Here is a 14,227-nt window from a genome sequence, read left to right as displayed (position 1 = left end):
CCGTCCGGCCGTTCGAACTCAGGACAGGGTAGGGGGATTTGGATGCAGGACGAAGGCAAGGGGGGAGGGGTCAGAGACCGCGCACGAAGGCGGAGAAGGCGGCGGGGCCGACGGTGAAGACGGGGCCGTCGGGGTTCTTGGAGTCCCGGACGGCGATCCGGCAGGGCTGGGCGGCGACCTCGACGCAGTCGCCGCCTGTGCCACCGCTGTACGAAGCCCTGCGCCAGGCAACGGCGCCGAGGGGGGCGCACTCGACGCACTCGCCGCCGTTGGTGCCGCTGTAGGACGACTTACGCCACTGCACGTCCGCCAGCTGCAGGCTGGTCCCCATAACGTTCCTCCATTACGCGAGCAATCAGCGCCGCCGAGTCCTTAGGGGACAAGGCCGTGGCCTGCAAGCGAGCGTATCCGACCGAACGCTCCCTGATCACTTGCGGATTGGCCGTCATATGGCCCGAGTCATACCTCTCCGCATAGAAGAGATCAGGATCGTCATCGAAGCGGAGAAGGGTGAACGACCCCATCATCCCCGTGTGCTCGCCCGCCGAGAAGGGCAGGATCTGGACCTGGACCCATGGCTGGTACCCGAAGCCCAACAGGTGAGTCAGTTGGTTCCGCATGATCTCTCGGCTGCCGACCTGCCGGTGGAGGAGCGCCTCATCCAGCACCACACACAGCACTGGGGGCTGCGCACGCGCCAGAATGCGTTGCCGTTCCATCCGGGCCGCCAGTTGCTCATCCTCACCATCCGGATAGCCGCCCCTCAGTAGGGCCCGCGCATACTCTTCCGTCTGCAACAGGCCGTAGACCACCTGCGACTGGAAGGTCGAGATGTACTCCGCCTTCGCCTCCATCTCCGCATACGGCTGGAACCACGTCGGCAGCTGACTCCGCAACACCAGCCCCACCAGCCGCGAGAACGCCCCGTCCGTCCCCAGCGCCGCGTCCACCCGCTCCGAGAACTCCCGCGTCGGGACCTTCCTCGCCGTTTCGATCTGGCCGATCAGTGAGGCCGTGCAGTACACGATGTTCCCGAGGTCCCCCTGTTTCAGCTTGGCTTCCTCCCGCAGCCGACGGAGCTCCGAGCCGTAGTAGTCCAGCGGGGAGGCGCTGGGGTCGAGGTCGCGGATGTTGACCATGAGGCGGTCACCCCCAAGTACACGCCCTGCGGCGTTCGTTTCGGTCTGTAGCCGAGCGTAACCACGCCACCGCAGCCTGGTGCCGTGAATCACGTAACTGAGCCTTCAGCGGCCGAACTCGGCGAGAGCTACCGCATGGCCTTCACCGTCAGTGAGCATTCGGCCCGGCACATGCGGCGCGTCCTGCGGATCTACCTGGCCAGTTGGGGCCTGACCGGGCTGTCCCACTCAGCCGAGCTGGCGCTGACCGAGCTGGTCTCCAACGTGGTGCGGCACGTGCCCGGGCGGGGCTGTTCGGTGCTCATCCTGTGCGGGCCGGACGGGCTGCGGGTCGAGGTGTCGGACGGCTGCCCGGGGCCGGTCCGCCCGGCGCGCGGCGGGGAGCTCTCCGACGGCGGGCGGGGGCTGCTGCTGGTCGAGGCCGTGACCGACCGCTGGGGCGTGGAGCCGACGGCCACCGGCAAGACGGTGTGGTTCGAGTGCCACGGGACCCGAACCGGTCATGTCCTGAAATCGCTCTAGATCCCTCCGCGCCAAATGACCGAATCTGGGGCGTTGACGCGGAGCCCAATTCATTTCAGGAAGGAAATGACCGTGAATTGCATCACGTATGTGGATCTCCACCGGCACGTAGCCCAGGACATCCAGGCGGAATTGGAGGCAGCCGTCTCGACCCTCACTCCAGCCTCCGGGGCGGGTGCCGCCGGTAACGCCGTGAGCAGACTCCTCAGGCATCAAAAAATGCGGCATCCCCTCTCCGTGCTCCCGATGATGGTGCACGCCATCGAGACGGGGGATCCCGGACCGGCCGCCCCGCTGGCCGCCGTGCACCTGCTCTGGTGGACCTCCGCCTGCTACCTCGACGATCTCACCGACGGACACGGAACGACCTCGTCCGACAGCTTCAGCCAGGACGAGGCCATGCTCGCCTCGGTGCTCAGCGGCACGGTGCTGCCGATCCGGATCGTCCGCTCGCTCCCGGTGCCGGCCGCGCTCCAGGTCGCGCTCACGGCCGAGATCGCCACCGGCTGGGCCGTGGGCGCCGAGGGGCAGCTGATCGATCTCGAAGCCGACGCCGCGCACGCCACCAGAAACTCGGTGATCGAGACCTATCGCGGGAAATCCGGCGGGCCCTACTCGATGATCACGGCGATGGCGGCATTACTCGCGGGCGCGAGTGACGAAAGAGTAGAACTGTGGCGGGAGTTCGGTTACATATTCGGCATTCTGTGGCAGTTGTTCAACGATCAGGAAGACATCCTGACCGGGCGCAATGAAGACCTCCACAACGGGACGGTCACCTATCTGCTCACCTGCGCCCTCGACGACACCACCACACCGGAGGCCCGGGAGGACATTCTGGGCCGGAGCACCGCGGCCCGCCGCTGCGCGCAGGCCCGCGCGGAGCTCGGCCGCGTCCTCCTCGCGCCGGACGTGCTCGACCGGTACGCCGCGGACCTCGACGCCTTCCGCGGCGAGGCCCACCGCCTGCTTTCCGTACTCGGCGGCGACGAGCGCCACCTGCCGGTCATGCGGCACCTCGTGGACCACTCGGCGCGGATGCTCCTGCGGGCACGCCCCGTCCCGGCCGCGGCCGCCGTGTAGGAGGCGTCAGTCGGCGCAGCCGGCGAACACACCGGGGGCGCAGTTGGTCGGGTAGTTGTCCGCCACGGTGGTGGCGGTCAGCGAGACGGTGCTCGCGTGGTTGAAGATCCCGCCCGGGGCCCCGCCGGCGTAGTTGTTCGTCACCGCGCTGTTCCGCAGGACGAGGGAGGCGCCGGAGATGTTGGAGATGCCGCCGCCCGTGGCTCCGGTCTCGATGACCCGGTTGGCGGTGACCGTGGTCCGCTCCAGGGTCAGGGTCGACTGCCGGTTGAGGATCCCGCCGCCGCCGTCGTTGTCCGAGGCCGTGTCGTTGCCCTGGACGAGGGTGTCCGTGACGGTCCCCGTCAGCATGAAGGCGGCGATGCCGCCGCCGTCGAGCCGGGCCGCGTTGTCGGTCACCCGGCTGCCGGCGAGGGTCAGGCTGCCGCGCGCGTCCAGCCCGCCGCCGGTGTCCTTGGCGGTGTTGCCGGCGATGGTGGTGTTCGCGATGTTCGCGGTGCCGGAGCTGTAGACGCCGCCGCCGTTGTTCGTGGAGACGTTGTGGCTCACGGTGCTGTTGCGGAGGTTGAGCTTGCCGGAGCTGACGATGCCGCCGCCGGCTCCGGAGATCGCCGAGACGTTCCCGGTCACCGTGACGGAGTCGAGGGTGAGCTCGCCCTGGTTGGCGATCCCGCCGCCGCCCGTGCCGCCGCTCTCCGACCGGCCGCCCCGGATCGTCAGGTTGTTCAGGGTGAGCCTGCCGGCGGGGGCGGTGACCTCGAAGATCCGGAACCCGGTCGCCGACTGGCGGCGGATCGTGCTGCCACTGCCCACGAGGGTGATGTCGCTGTTCACCTGCGGGAGACCGTTGCCCGGGTTGTCGGGGGCCGTCAGCGTGTACGTGCAGCCGGGCGAGAGGAAGAGGTGCGCGGGCCCGGCGACGTTGTTGGCCGTGGTGATGGCGCTCTTCAGGGCGGCGGCGGTGCACGGCACGAACTGCTGGGCACGGGCCTCGGCGGCGGGCAGGGCGACCGCGGTCGCGAGGGCGGCCGCCGCGGCGGCGAAGACTCCGAGTCGGAACATGACCGCCAAAGTACGCATATCGGATAGGCGGACTGCGACGCGGAAGGGGGACGCGCCGCGGCCGGTCCCCCTGAGGAGGGAGCCCCCACCCGCCACTCGGGCGGGGCACGGCCCGGCCGGTCCGTACGGCCGCGCCGACCCGTACGGCCCCGCCATGGTGCGCTACCGGCCGGTAAGGCACCATGGGCGCCCAGCCACCCGAAGCCAGACCACAGCACAGCCGGAGGAACCCCATGGCGCCCGCCACCCCCAAGCCGGAGATCCTGGCCGCCTTCGAGGCCGCCAAGGGGTTCATGCCCGTACGCGAGGGGCTCGCCCTGTACGAGGCGGCCGCCACCGCGGCGGCGCTGGGGCTGCCGCTCCTGGAGGTCGGCACGTACTGCGGGCGCTCCACCATCCTGCTGGCCGACGCCGCCCGCGAGGCCGGGGTGGCCGCGATCACCGTCGACCACCACCGGGGCAGCGAGGAGCAGCAGCCGGGCTGGGAGTACCACGACCCGAGCGTCGTGGACCCGGAGGTCGGGCTGATGGACACCCTGCCGACCTTCCGCCGCACCCTCCACAAGGCGGGCCTGGAAGACCACGTCATCGCGATCGTGGGCCGCTCCCCGCAGGTGGCGGCGGCCTGGGGCGGCAAGCTCGGCTTCGTCTTCATCGACGGCGGCCACACCGACGAGCACGCCGCCGGCGACTACGAGGGCTGGGCCCCGCACGTGGCCGAGGGCGGCACGCTCGCCATCCACGACGTGTTCCCCGACCCGGCCGACGGCGGGCAGGCCCCGTACCGGATCTACCTGCGCGCCCTGGCCTCCGGCGCCTTCGAGGAGGTCTCGGTGACCGACTCCCTCCGTATCCTGCGCCGCACGGCCCCGGGCATCTGACGCGCGGGCACACGCCCGACGGCGCACGTATAACCGGATAAGCGCACCACGCCCCCGGATGGCCCACGGTCCGCGCCGACATCGGGCCGCCGGTCTAGCATCGCGAACGTGCGCTACGACGACAGTCCCCCCTCCCCCGAGTCCGCCTCCTCGGTCAGCCCGGACCGGCGGTGGTTCACGCGCCGCTCCGGTCTGGCCGTCGGGGCCGCCGTACTCGCCCCGACCCTCATGGCGGGGTGGGTCCTGGTCCAGCTGACCACCGGAGCGGGGGCGGACGACGCCCGCCCGCCCCGGATCGTGATGCCGGCCGCCGCCTCCTCGCCCACCCCGGCCTCCTCCCCCTCCGCGGCCGCCCCACAGGCCAAGGGCCCGCTCGCCGGCAAGACGGTGGTCATCGACCCCGGCCACAACACCGGCAACTTCAAGCACACCTCCGAGATCGACCAGAAGGTCGATATCGGGACCAACCGCAAGGAATGCGATACCACCGGCACCACCACGAACTCCGGCTACATGGAGGCCGAGTTCACCCTCGACGTGTCGCGCAGGCTGCGCACCGTACTGGAGGCCAAGGGCCTCAAGGTGGTCCTCACCCACGAGGCCGGCACCGCCCGCCCCTGGGGCCCCTGCATCAACGAGCGCGCCCGCATCGGCAACGAGGCCGCCGCCGACGCCGTGGTCTCGGTCCACGCGGACGGGGTGTCCTCGGGCAACCGCGGCTACCACATCATCCTTCCGGCAACGGTCAAGAGCGGTGCCGCGGACACCGCCAAGATCGTCGGCCCCTCGCGGGACCTCGGCGAGCGGATCGGCTCGAACTTCGCCCGGACCACCGGCTCCGCCCCCGCCAACTACCTCGGCAGCGGCACCGGCTTGGTCGTCCGCGACGATCTGGGCGGACTCAATCTCTCGACCCGGCCCAAGGTGTTCATCGAATGCGGCAACATGCGTGACGCCAAGGACGCGGCGCTGCTGACGAGTCCGGAGTGGCGGCAGAAGGCTGCCCAGGGCATCGCGGACGGCATCGTCGGCTTCTTGGGCGGGTAATCCCCCCGGGACAGCCTGCCGCCCCGATCCTCTCGGTTGCCGGGAACCTCCGTACCATGGTCCCGCCCGCCCCGCTCCTGCACGTGCGCGACCGCGGCACCACGAGACGACCGAGACCGAGAAGGACACCTAACACGTGAACATCCGCTCCCTCACTCGAGGCGACGGCGTGGTGATCGGAGCAGCGGCGCTGCTGTTCATCGCCTCGTTCCTCGACTTCTATTCCGCCACCGGCCTCGACATGCCGAGCGCGTGGGACACCGACGTGTACGGCCTGGTGCTGCCCACGATCTTCCTGCTCGGCTTCATCGCGGCCGGCCTCCTCATCGCGGCCCGCTTCCAGCCCGAGACCTTCAAGCCGGCGGGCCTCCCGCTGGCCGCGTGGGGGACGGTACTCGCGGTCGCGGCCGCCTGGTCCGCCCTCTGGTCCCTGATCACCAGCCCGAGCCGGGCGGACCTCGGCGCGGGCTGCATCATCGCCTTCCTCGCCACCCTCGCGCTGGCCGGCGTGGCCGTCGCCGGCGCGAAGATCCCCGCGCTGGCCGGCGGCCTGGTGCCCGAGCCGAAGCCCGTCGCCCCCGCGCCGTACGGGGCCCAGCCCCAGCCCGGCACCGGGTACGGCTACCCGGGCGCCGGCGCCCCGCAGGGCCAGCAGCCGTACGGGTCCACCCCCCAGCCGGTCCCTCCGTACGGCGGCACCCCGAACCCGAACCCGAACCCGGCGCCGGGCCCGGGTCCCCAGGACGCGGCGGCCGCCCCGGCGGCGGACTTCACCCCGTTCTGGTTCGCGGTCCCGGTGGCCCGCCCCCTCTTCCCGGAGGACGGCTCCCCCACCCCGATCGCCGAGCTCGCGCCGGGCACCTGGTACCTGGCCGTGGACCAGCGCGGCCCGGCCACGCTGATCGCCCAGACCCAGGACGGCCGCCGCGGCGTCCTCAACGACACCTCGGGCATCCAGCGCGGCTGAGCCCGACCCGTCCGTACGGCCGACGGCCCCCGCCCTTCCGGGTGGGGGGCCGTTGCCCTACAGTCGCCTGACGCATCGTCAGATACGGCTGGAGGGGACGACCATGCGCCTCGGACTCGCACTCGGCTACTGGGGCCGCGGCCCCGACCGGACCCACCTCGACCTCGCCGCCGAGGCCGAGAACCTCGGCTACGACTCGGTGTGGACCGCCGAGGCCTGGGGCTCGGACGCCTTCACCCCGCTCACCTGGATCGCCGCGCACACCTCGCGGATCCGCCTCGGCACCGCCATCGCCCAGATGGCCGCCCGCACCCCCACCGCCACCGCCATGCACGCCCTCACCCTGGACCACCTCTCCGGCGGCCGGATGATGCTGGGCCTGGGCCTGTCCGGCCCCCAGGTGGTCGAGGGCTGGTACGGGCGCCCCTTCCCCGCGAGCCCGCTGACCGCCACCCGCGAGTACGTCGACGTCATCCGCCAGGTGCTGCGCCGCGAGGGGCCCGTCGCGCTCGACGGCCGCTTCCACCAGCACCCGTACCGCGGGGAGGACGGCACCGGCATCGGCAAACCGCTGAAACCCATCACCCACCCGCTGCGCGCGGACCTGCCGCTCCTGCTGGGCGCGGAGGGTCCGAAGAACATCGCCCAGACCACGCGCATCGCGGACGGCTGGCTCCCCCTCTACTGGTCGCCGACCCGCACCGACGTCTACCAGGCCTCGCTGGCCGAGCTCCCCGAAGGGTTCATGATCGCCCCGATGGCCCGGGCGAAGGTCTGCGACGACGTCGCCGAGGGCCTGCTCCCGGTCAAGGCGATGCTCGGCTTCTACATCGGCGGGATGGGCCACGCGGCCCGCAACTTCCACGCGGACCTGATGGCGCGGATGGGCTACGAGGAGGAGGCCCGACGCATCCAGGAACTGTTCCTGGCGGGGCGAAGGGAAGAGGCGGTGCTCGCCGTCCCGGACGCGTTCGCCGACGAGATCTCGCTGGTCGGCCCGCGCGAGCGGATCGCCGAACGCCTCGACCTGTGGCGCAAGGGCCCGGTCACCGACCTCCTCCTGACGGCGCCGGACCCCCACACCCTGCGCGTGCTCGCGGAGCTCAACGACTGAGCACACGAGCTCGGCAACTAATCACATGTGACAGCCACTGTCCGAAAGTAGATGATGATCGTCGCCATTCGTCTTCTGCCGGAAAGAACTCCCTGGTGCGTCCCACTCGTGCGACCGTCCTGCTGACCGCGGGCCTGGTCACCCTTCTCGGGGTACCGACCGCCTTCGCGGCGGACACCCCGTCCACTCTGTACGTGGACAACAACCGCAACGTGATCGACTGCTCCGATGACGGCCCCGGTTCGAAAGACCTCCCGTTCTGCACCATCTCGGCGGCCGCCAAGGTGGTGCAGCCGGGTCAGACCGTCCGCATCAAGGCGGCCACCCCGTACGCCGAAGCCGTCACCATCGACCGCTCCGGCGAGCCGGGCAAGCCCATCACCTTCGTCGCCGACGGGCCGACGGCCGCCAGCCTCGTACAGCTGACCCCCGGCAAGGCCCTGAAGGTGTCCGGGGCCTCCCACGTGGTGGTGCGCGCGATGCGCGCCGGCGGGGTCCAGGTGAGCGGTTCCACCGACGTCGAGCTGGACCGGATCAACAGCGCCGTGGCCGCCTCCGCCGCTCTCGTCGTCGACCAGGGCAGCGCCGACGTCCGCGTGACCAGGAGCCGGCTCGTCGCCCCCGTCCGGATCGAGGGCGGCTCCCGGGGGACCGTGCTGAGCCGCAACGAGATCGACGGCCGCATCGCCGCCTCCGTCGACGCGACCGACGCGCCCGGCACCGTCGTCACCAACAACACGCTCCGCCTCAACTGTGAAGCGGCCGTCTCCTTCCGCGGCGCCTCCACCGGCTCCGGGGCGTTCAACAACCTGATCCTCACCGCCACCACCCGCGAGTGCACCGACCCCGCCGCTCCCCGCAGCGGCATCCTGGTCGGGCAGGGCGCGGCGGCCGGCACCCGCGTCGACTACAACATGCTGGCCGGCTTCCCGGCGGACCGGCTGACCGCCTACACGTGGGCCGAGACCGGTTACGCCACCCCGTCGGCGCTCGCGGCCGCGACCGGCCAGGGCGCGCACGACCTCCTGGCTCCGACCCCCTTCGGCGTCGGCCCGACGGACGACTCCCCCACCATCGACTCCGGCGACCCGACGGCTCCGGGCGCCCTGCCCACCGACTACAACGGGTACCCGGTGACGGACGACCCGCGCGTGCCCAACACGGGCAAGGACGGCGGCTTCATCGACCGCGGCGCGCGCGAGACCCAGGACGAGCTGCGCACCGTCCGACTGGAGGTCGCCCAGAACTGGGCTCCGGTCGGAACCACCGTCCAGGCGAAGGCCACCGCGGACCATTCTTGGCGGCTCAGCGCCCTCACCTACCGCTTCGACTTCGGTGACGGGACGGCTCCGGTCGTCAGCACGACACCCGCCGCCGAACACGTCTACCAGACGCCGTGCGCATGCACCGTCAAGGTGGTGGCGGTCAACGCCGCCGACATGAAGACCGAGCACCAGCAGCAGATCAAGGTGACCGCGGCCACCCCGCTGGCCACGGCCTTCACCGCGCAGCCGTACCTGCCGAGCGCGAGCGACCCGAACCGGCTCGTGAAGCCGCTGTCCGTCCAGGTCGACCCGCAGAGCGACACCGCCCCGTGGCCGATCGCACGGATGGACGTGGACTACGGCGACGGGGCGAAGGAGACCGGCATCCCGTTCGGCCCGGCCCAGCACGCCTACAAGCAGCCCGGCGCGTACAAGGTCACCGTGACCCTCACGGACGTCAAGGGGGCCACCTCCAGCGCCGAGCGGACCGTGCAGGTCGCCTACACCCCGGCCGGCTACACCGCCGTCCGCCCGACCCGCATCCTGGACACCCGGACGACCGGCTCCCCCGTCGAGGGCGGCAGCGCCACCCCGATCGACGTTCCCGTCCACTACTACAGCTCCGGCCCGCACCACACGGCCGGCGCCTCCGCCGTGGTCCTGAACGTGACCGTCACCGGCGCCACCGAGGACACCCACCTCGGCGTCTGGCCCTCGGGCCAGTCCCGCCCGGTCACCTCGAACGTCAACGTCAAGGCGGGCGGCACCTCCTCCAACACCGTCACCGTGCCCGTCGGCGCCGACGGCAAGGTCTCCGCGCAGCTCAACTCCGGCAAGGCCGCGATCATCGTGGACTACGTCGGCCACTACCAGCCGAACGCCGGGCAGCGGTTCACCCCGCTCGCCCCGGCCCGCGTCCTCGACACCCGTACCGCGGGCGGCGCCCTGGGCGGCGGCCAGACCCGTACGGTGAAGGTCGCCGGCGTGAACGGCATCCCCGCCGACGCCACGGCCGTCACCCTCAACCTCACCGGCACCGGCGCGACGGAGAACGCCCACGTCATCGCCTACGCGGAGGCGGACACGCGCCCGGCCACCTCGAACCTCAACCTGGAACGGGGCAAGGACAAGTCCAACCAGGCCATCGTCCCCGTCGGCCCGAACGGCACCATCACCCTCTACACCAACACCGGCTCCACCCACCTGGTCCTGGACGCCGTCGGCTACTACGCGAAGGACGGCAAGGGCCTGTTCACCCCCGTCGTCCCCCAGCGCCTCGCCGACACCCGCAGCACCGGGAAGCTGGCCCCCGGCGCGACGACCACCGTCTCCGGGATCCCGGTGAACGCGATCGGCGCGGCGCTTAACGTCACCGCGACCGACTCCACCGGCCCCGGCTTCCTCACCGTCCACGGGTTCGGCACCGCCCGCCCGGACGCCAGCAGCCTCAACACCCGTCCCGGTGACACCGTCCCCAACCACGTCACCACCCCGGTGGGCGACGGCGGCCGCGTCACCGTCGCCAACAGCTGGGGCGGCAGCACCCACGCGATCACCGACCTGTTCGGCTACTTCACCCAGGGCTGACCCCGCCCGCAGCACACCGGGAGCCCCGGTCACCGCGTCGTGCGCGCGGTGACCGGGGCTCCCGGCGTGTCAGGGCGTGTCAGGGCGTGTCCGTGTCCGACCCGGCCTGGGGGACGGCTTCCAGCAGTTCCCTCAGGTCCAGCGGCATGACGGCGATCTCGATGGTTTCGCCCGCCGTGCCGGTCCCGTACGTACAGGCCACGATGCGCGAGCCCGGGTTGATGGAGATGCCCTCCTTCACGGAGGGCACCCGTACGCCGGTCGCGCGCCCGCCGGGCAGCGGTACGGGCTCACCGCGCCGGGGCACCCAGCGCGCCCCGCCGGGGCCGGTGCGCACCCGGCCCATCCGCCAGCGGCCGGCGCCGGCCGGGTGCCGGGCCATGCAGGGGATCCCGTCCGGAGTCGGGGCGTCGAGCCGCTCGCGCCGCTTGCGCCGGAGAAAATCGATCATCCGTCCATTGAAACAGGCCGCGGGACGGCCGGGCGACGCTGCCCGGCCGTCCCGCGGCGTACGAGGGGGCGGCGGCTATCCGCCGCTCAGCTGGGACAGGCTCGGGACCTTGTCGGTCACCGTGGCACCGGCGCCCGCACCCGCGCCCTTGACTCCGTTGATGACGTTCTGGAGGGAGGTCACGTCGGCGTCGCTCGCGTTGCCCTTGCGCAGCTTGGAGCCCAGCCCCTTGAGGGACTCGATGCTCGCCGTCAGCGGGGCCACCGCCTTCGACAGCAGCGGGTCGCCCTTGGCGTTGTCCGCCGCGGCCTTCAGCCGGTTGTACGCGAAGGCGCCCGCCAGGCCCGCCTTCACGAGGGCGAAGGTACGGCCCTTGGCGCCCTTCTTGAACTTGCCCTCGCGGTACGGCTTGATGATCCACTGGTAGGTGGCACCGGCCGCGAGCCCCGCGTTGGCGACGAAGCGCGTCTTCGCGAACTTCTGCTTTTCCACAGGGGTGCTGGGCGTGGGCGAGGCTGCGGCCGCCGCCTCGTCGGCCGTCTCCTGCCAGGCGGCCGCCTGCGCGGTCAGCGCCTGCACCGCCAGCGCCTCGTCGGTCGCCTCCTGCTGCGCGGCCACGGACAGCGCGATGCCCGCGCGCGCGGGCTCACCGCCGCCGGATCCACTGGCGGAGCCGCTGCCGCAGGCGGTGGCGCCCGCGAGCAGCGCGCCGGACACGAGCAGGGCCGTGACGGCGCGGCGGAACCGGGTGCTGGTGGATATGGACTCGCTGGGTTTCGACACGGTGGACCTCCGGGGAGTGAGGTGTCTCCCGCAGCGTCACCCGGGCCCCGGTGCTGCGCCACTTGGATGACCCGTTCGGGTTTGGTTCACCCGGACGGGGCAAGACGCGCTGCATGCGCACACACACCGGAGTACACGCCCGAGGAGGCGTTCAAGCCGGCCGGGTCGTCGCCGCGGTGGCGGACGTGATGGCCTTCACGATCGGCTTGTGGGTCCTTCTCTACTTCCTCGACGCCAACCGGGGCAACGGCCTGGTGGAGTTCATCCACGACGCCGCCACCTGGCTGGCCGGATGGTCCTACGACCTGTTCACCTTCGACCGGGAGTGGGTCCAGGTCGTGGTCGGCTACGGCGTGGCGGCCGTGGCCTACCTCGTCATCGGCCACCTCATCGCGGGCCGGCTCTACCGCCGCTGACCGCGCGTTCGGGTACGGGCAGGCCCCCGTCCGCGGCGGCCTGCCCCCTCCCTGCCCGCAGCGCCGGCTAGCGGCACTGGCGGCAGCAGTCGGGCTCCAGTCCGGACGGCAGCTCCAGCCCCCCGAACACCGCGCCGGTGGCCTCGTCCCCGCCCAGCGCCGCCACGGCGAGCAGCAGCGACCCGGCCGTCCAGGTCGTCTGTTCGACCGGCCACACGGCCTTGTCCTCGAAGACGTAGCCCGTCCAGTACATGCCGTTGTCCGCGCGCAGGTGCGTGATCGAGCGCAGGATCTCCAGCGCCCGGTCCGACTCGCCCATCGCCCACAGGGCCAGCGCGAGTTCGCAGGACTCCCCGCCCGTCACCCACGGGTTCGGCAGGACACAGCGCACTCCGAGCCCGGGCACCACGAACTCGTCCCAGCGCTCCTCGATCCGCGCCTTCGCCTCGGCGCCTGCGAGCGCGCCGCCCAGCACCGGGTAGTACCAGTCCATCGAGTAACGGGACTTGTCCAGGAACCGCTCCGGGTGGAGCCGGATCGCGTGCCCGAGGGCCCCCGCCGCCAGCTCCCAGTCGGGCTGCGGCTCCTCGCGGTGCTCGGCGATCGCCAGCGCGCAGCGCAGCGCCTGGTGGATCGAGGAGGAGCCGGTGAGCAGCGCGTCCGTGACGGCGGCGCCGTCGGCCTCCCGCTTCCAGCCGATCTCCCCGCCCGGCTGCTGGAGCGCGAGGACGAACCCGGTCGCCGCGCAGACCACCGGCCACATGCGGTCCAGGAACGGGTCGTCGCCGGTGGCCAGGTAGTGGTGCCAGACCCCGACGGCTATGTACGCGACGAAGTTGGATTCCAGGCTCGCGTCCTGCGGCTCGGCGGTGTCCACCCCGTCGGGCCGGTCGGCGTACGCCGCGTACCAGGAGCCGTCGGCGTTCTGGTGCCGGGCCAGCCAGTCGTACGCCCGCTCCGCGGCCTCGTGTTCGCCGGCGACGTCGAGGGCCATCGCGGCCTCGGTGTGGTCCCACGGGTCCAGGTGGTGGCCCCGGAACCAGGGGATGGCCCCGTCGGAGCGCTGCGCGGCGAGGATCCCGGCCACCGTCGCGGCGGCCTCCTCGGCGGTCAGCACCCCGTCCAGGGCGAGACGTTCGGTGCGCCCGGGCGAGCTCACTTCGCCGCGCCGACGGGAAGGTGCGGCTTCGTCGCGTAGGCCACGAAGCTCTTGCCGATGACCGGGTTGAGCGCCTGCTCCGCGAGGCGCGTGGCCAGCGGCTTCTTCATGATGTCCCAGACCAGCAGCTTGTGGTACGCCTTCACCGGCAGCGCCTTGTCGTTGTCGACGCCGAACGCGCACTTGAGCCACCAGTACGGGGAGTGCAGCCCGTGGGCGTGGTGGGTGCCGTACGGCTTGAGGCCGGCGGCCTCCATCTTCCCGAGCAGCTCGTCGGCCTTGTAGATGCGGATGTGGCCGCCCTCGACCTCGTGGTACGCGTCGCTCAGCGCCCAGCAGATCTTCTCCGGGCCGTAGCGCGGGACGGTGATGGCGATGCGGCCGCCGGGCTTGAGGACGCGGACCATCTCGGCGAGCACGCCCTTGTCGTCGGGGATGTGCTCCATCACCTCGGAGATGATGACGACGTCGAAGGACTCGTCGGGGAACGGCAGGGCCAGCGCGTCGCCCTCCATGGCGGTGGCGGTGGCGCCAGCCGGGGCCTCACCGGCCTCCTTCATGGCGGCGAACCACTTGGCGACCTCGCGGATCTCCTCGCCGTTGCGGTCGACTGCGACCACCTGGGCGCCGCGCCGGTAGCACTCGAAGGCGTGCCGGCCGGCGCCGCAGCCCAGATCGAGCACGCGGTCGCCTGCGGCGAGCGGGAACCGGGAGAAATCGACGGTCAGCACGGGGTCCTGCCTTCGCGGTC

At 71.8% G+C, this 14,227-nt stretch carries 15 protein-coding genes; 8 read left to right on the top strand and 7 right to left on the bottom strand.

Annotation, left to right across the window (positions count from 1 at the left end; all coding sequences use genetic code 11):
• Nucleotides 1-70: 70 nt before the first annotated feature.
• Nucleotides 71-331: a DUF397 domain-containing protein gene (locus tag AB0M92_RS26115; protein ID WP_366104721.1), complete on the bottom strand. Its 261-nt coding sequence runs from the start codon at nucleotides 329-331 to the stop codon at nucleotides 71-73.
• A complete protein-coding gene (locus tag AB0M92_RS26110) occupies nucleotides 291-1,139 on the bottom strand; it encodes a helix-turn-helix transcriptional regulator (protein WP_366104720.1) in 849 nt (282 codons plus the stop codon). Before AB0M92_RS26110 ends, AB0M92_RS26115 begins: the two co-directional genes overlap by 41 nt.
• A gap of 135 nt (nucleotides 1,140-1,274) precedes the next feature.
• Here AB0M92_RS26110 and AB0M92_RS26105 point away from each other — a divergent pair, with 135 nt between their 5' ends.
• Together AB0M92_RS26105 and AB0M92_RS26100 are read left to right on the top strand one after the other, a co-directional pair.
• Nucleotides 1,275-1,661 (top strand): ATP-binding protein, encoded by a 387-nt coding sequence (locus tag AB0M92_RS26105; RefSeq protein WP_366104824.1) that lies wholly within the window; start codon nucleotides 1,275-1,277, stop codon nucleotides 1,659-1,661.
• 219 nt (nucleotides 1,662-1,880) lie between these two features.
• A complete protein-coding gene (locus tag AB0M92_RS26100; RefSeq protein ID WP_366104719.1) occupies nucleotides 1,881-2,744 on the top strand; it encodes a polyprenyl synthetase family protein in 864 nt (287 codons plus the stop codon).
• A gap of 6 nt (nucleotides 2,745-2,750) precedes the next feature.
• On the opposite strand, the gene AB0M92_RS26095 is transcribed toward AB0M92_RS26100, so the two are convergent.
• Complete coding sequence (locus AB0M92_RS26095) at nucleotides 2,751-3,806, bottom strand: right-handed parallel beta-helix repeat-containing protein (protein WP_366104718.1); 1,056 nt, start codon at nucleotides 3,804-3,806, stop codon at nucleotides 2,751-2,753.
• A 233-nt stretch (nucleotides 3,807-4,039) separates the two neighbouring features.
• Here AB0M92_RS26095 and AB0M92_RS26090 point away from each other — a divergent pair, with 233 nt between their 5' ends.
• From AB0M92_RS26090 to AB0M92_RS26070, 5 genes are all read left to right on the top strand, one after another.
• Nucleotides 4,040-4,687 (top strand): class I SAM-dependent methyltransferase, encoded by a 648-nt coding sequence (locus tag AB0M92_RS26090; RefSeq protein WP_366104717.1) that lies wholly within the window; start codon nucleotides 4,040-4,042, stop codon nucleotides 4,685-4,687.
• 108 nt (nucleotides 4,688-4,795) lie between these two features.
• Entirely contained in the window at nucleotides 4,796-5,734 is a 939-nt protein-coding gene (locus AB0M92_RS26085) for an N-acetylmuramoyl-L-alanine amidase (protein WP_366104716.1), read from the top strand.
• A 136-nt stretch (nucleotides 5,735-5,870) separates the two neighbouring features.
• A complete protein-coding gene (locus AB0M92_RS26080; RefSeq protein ID WP_366104715.1) occupies nucleotides 5,871-6,701 on the top strand; it encodes a hypothetical protein in 831 nt (276 codons plus the stop codon).
• A 103-nt stretch (nucleotides 6,702-6,804) separates the two neighbouring features.
• Nucleotides 6,805-7,815, top strand: a complete 1,011-nt coding sequence (locus AB0M92_RS26075) for an LLM class F420-dependent oxidoreductase (RefSeq protein WP_366104714.1) — start codon at nucleotides 6,805-6,807, stop codon at nucleotides 7,813-7,815.
• 95 nt (nucleotides 7,816-7,910) lie between these two features.
• Nucleotides 7,911-10,667, top strand: a complete 2,757-nt coding sequence (locus tag AB0M92_RS26070) for a PKD domain-containing protein (RefSeq protein ID WP_366104713.1) — start codon at nucleotides 7,911-7,913, stop codon at nucleotides 10,665-10,667.
• Nucleotides 10,668-10,746: 79 nt separating this feature from the next.
• Here the strand turns inward: AB0M92_RS26070 and AB0M92_RS26065 are convergent, their stop codons facing one another.
• Nucleotides 10,747-11,118 (bottom strand): hypothetical protein, encoded by a 372-nt coding sequence (locus AB0M92_RS26065; protein ID WP_366104712.1) that lies wholly within the window; start codon nucleotides 11,116-11,118, stop codon nucleotides 10,747-10,749.
• Between the two features lie 75 nt (nucleotides 11,119-11,193).
• Entirely contained in the window at nucleotides 11,194-11,703 is a 510-nt protein-coding gene (locus AB0M92_RS26060; protein ID WP_366104823.1) for a hypothetical protein, read from the bottom strand.
• Between the two features lie 311 nt (nucleotides 11,704-12,014).
• On the opposite strand from AB0M92_RS26060, the gene AB0M92_RS26055 reads away from it, so the two are divergent.
• The gene (locus AB0M92_RS26055) at nucleotides 12,015-12,317 is read left to right on the top strand and encodes a hypothetical protein (RefSeq protein ID WP_366104710.1); all 303 of its coding nucleotides are present in this window, start codon (nucleotides 12,015-12,017) and stop codon (nucleotides 12,315-12,317) included.
• A gap of 67 nt (nucleotides 12,318-12,384) precedes the next feature.
• On the opposite strand, the gene AB0M92_RS26050 is transcribed toward AB0M92_RS26055, so the two are convergent.
• The gene (locus AB0M92_RS26050; RefSeq protein WP_366104709.1) at nucleotides 12,385-13,476 is read right to left on the bottom strand and encodes a prenyltransferase; all 1,092 of its coding nucleotides are present in this window, start codon (nucleotides 13,474-13,476) and stop codon (nucleotides 12,385-12,387) included.
• Nucleotides 13,473-14,207 (bottom strand): class I SAM-dependent methyltransferase, encoded by a 735-nt coding sequence (locus AB0M92_RS26045; RefSeq protein ID WP_030156375.1) that lies wholly within the window; start codon nucleotides 14,205-14,207, stop codon nucleotides 13,473-13,475. The genes AB0M92_RS26050 and AB0M92_RS26045 overlap by 4 nt, the downstream gene beginning before the upstream one ends.
• Nucleotides 14,208-14,227 lie beyond the last annotated feature (20 nt).

The sequence above is a fragment of the Streptomyces sp. NPDC051582 genome, assembly GCF_040681715.1.
GTDB lineage: Bacteria > Actinomycetota > Actinomycetes > Streptomycetales > Streptomycetaceae > Streptomyces.
This window is presented reverse-complemented; position numbering and strand designations above follow the sequence as displayed.

What these genes read in the sequence shown, in the direction of transcription:
- AB0M92_RS26115 (WP_366104721.1), bottom strand. Translation starts at nt 331, where the DNA reads ATGGGGACCAGCCTGCAGCTGGCGGACGTGCAGTGGCGTAAGTCGTCC.
- AB0M92_RS26110 (WP_366104720.1), bottom strand. Translation starts at nt 1,139, where the DNA reads ATGGTCAACATCCGCGACCTCGACCCCAGCGCCTCCCCGCTGGACTAC.
- AB0M92_RS26105 (WP_366104824.1), top strand. Translation starts at nt 1,275, where the DNA reads ATGGCCTTCACCGTCAGTGAGCATTCGGCCCGGCACATGCGGCGCGTC.
- AB0M92_RS26100 (WP_366104719.1), top strand. Translation starts at nt 1,881, where the DNA reads ATGCGGCATCCCCTCTCCGTGCTCCCGATGATGGTGCACGCCATCGAG.
- AB0M92_RS26095 (WP_366104718.1), bottom strand. Translation starts at nt 3,806, where the DNA reads ATGTTCCGACTCGGAGTCTTCGCCGCCGCGGCGGCCGCCCTCGCGACC.
- AB0M92_RS26090 (WP_366104717.1), top strand. Translation starts at nt 4,040, where the DNA reads ATGGCGCCCGCCACCCCCAAGCCGGAGATCCTGGCCGCCTTCGAGGCC.
- AB0M92_RS26075 (WP_366104714.1), top strand. Translation starts at nt 6,805, where the DNA reads ATGCGCCTCGGACTCGCACTCGGCTACTGGGGCCGCGGCCCCGACCGG.
- AB0M92_RS26065 (WP_366104712.1), bottom strand. Translation starts at nt 11,118, where the DNA reads ATGATCGATTTTCTCCGGCGCAAGCGGCGCGAGCGGCTCGACGCCCCG.
- AB0M92_RS26055 (WP_366104710.1), top strand. Translation starts at nt 12,015, where the DNA reads ATGCGCACACACACCGGAGTACACGCCCGAGGAGGCGTTCAAGCCGGC.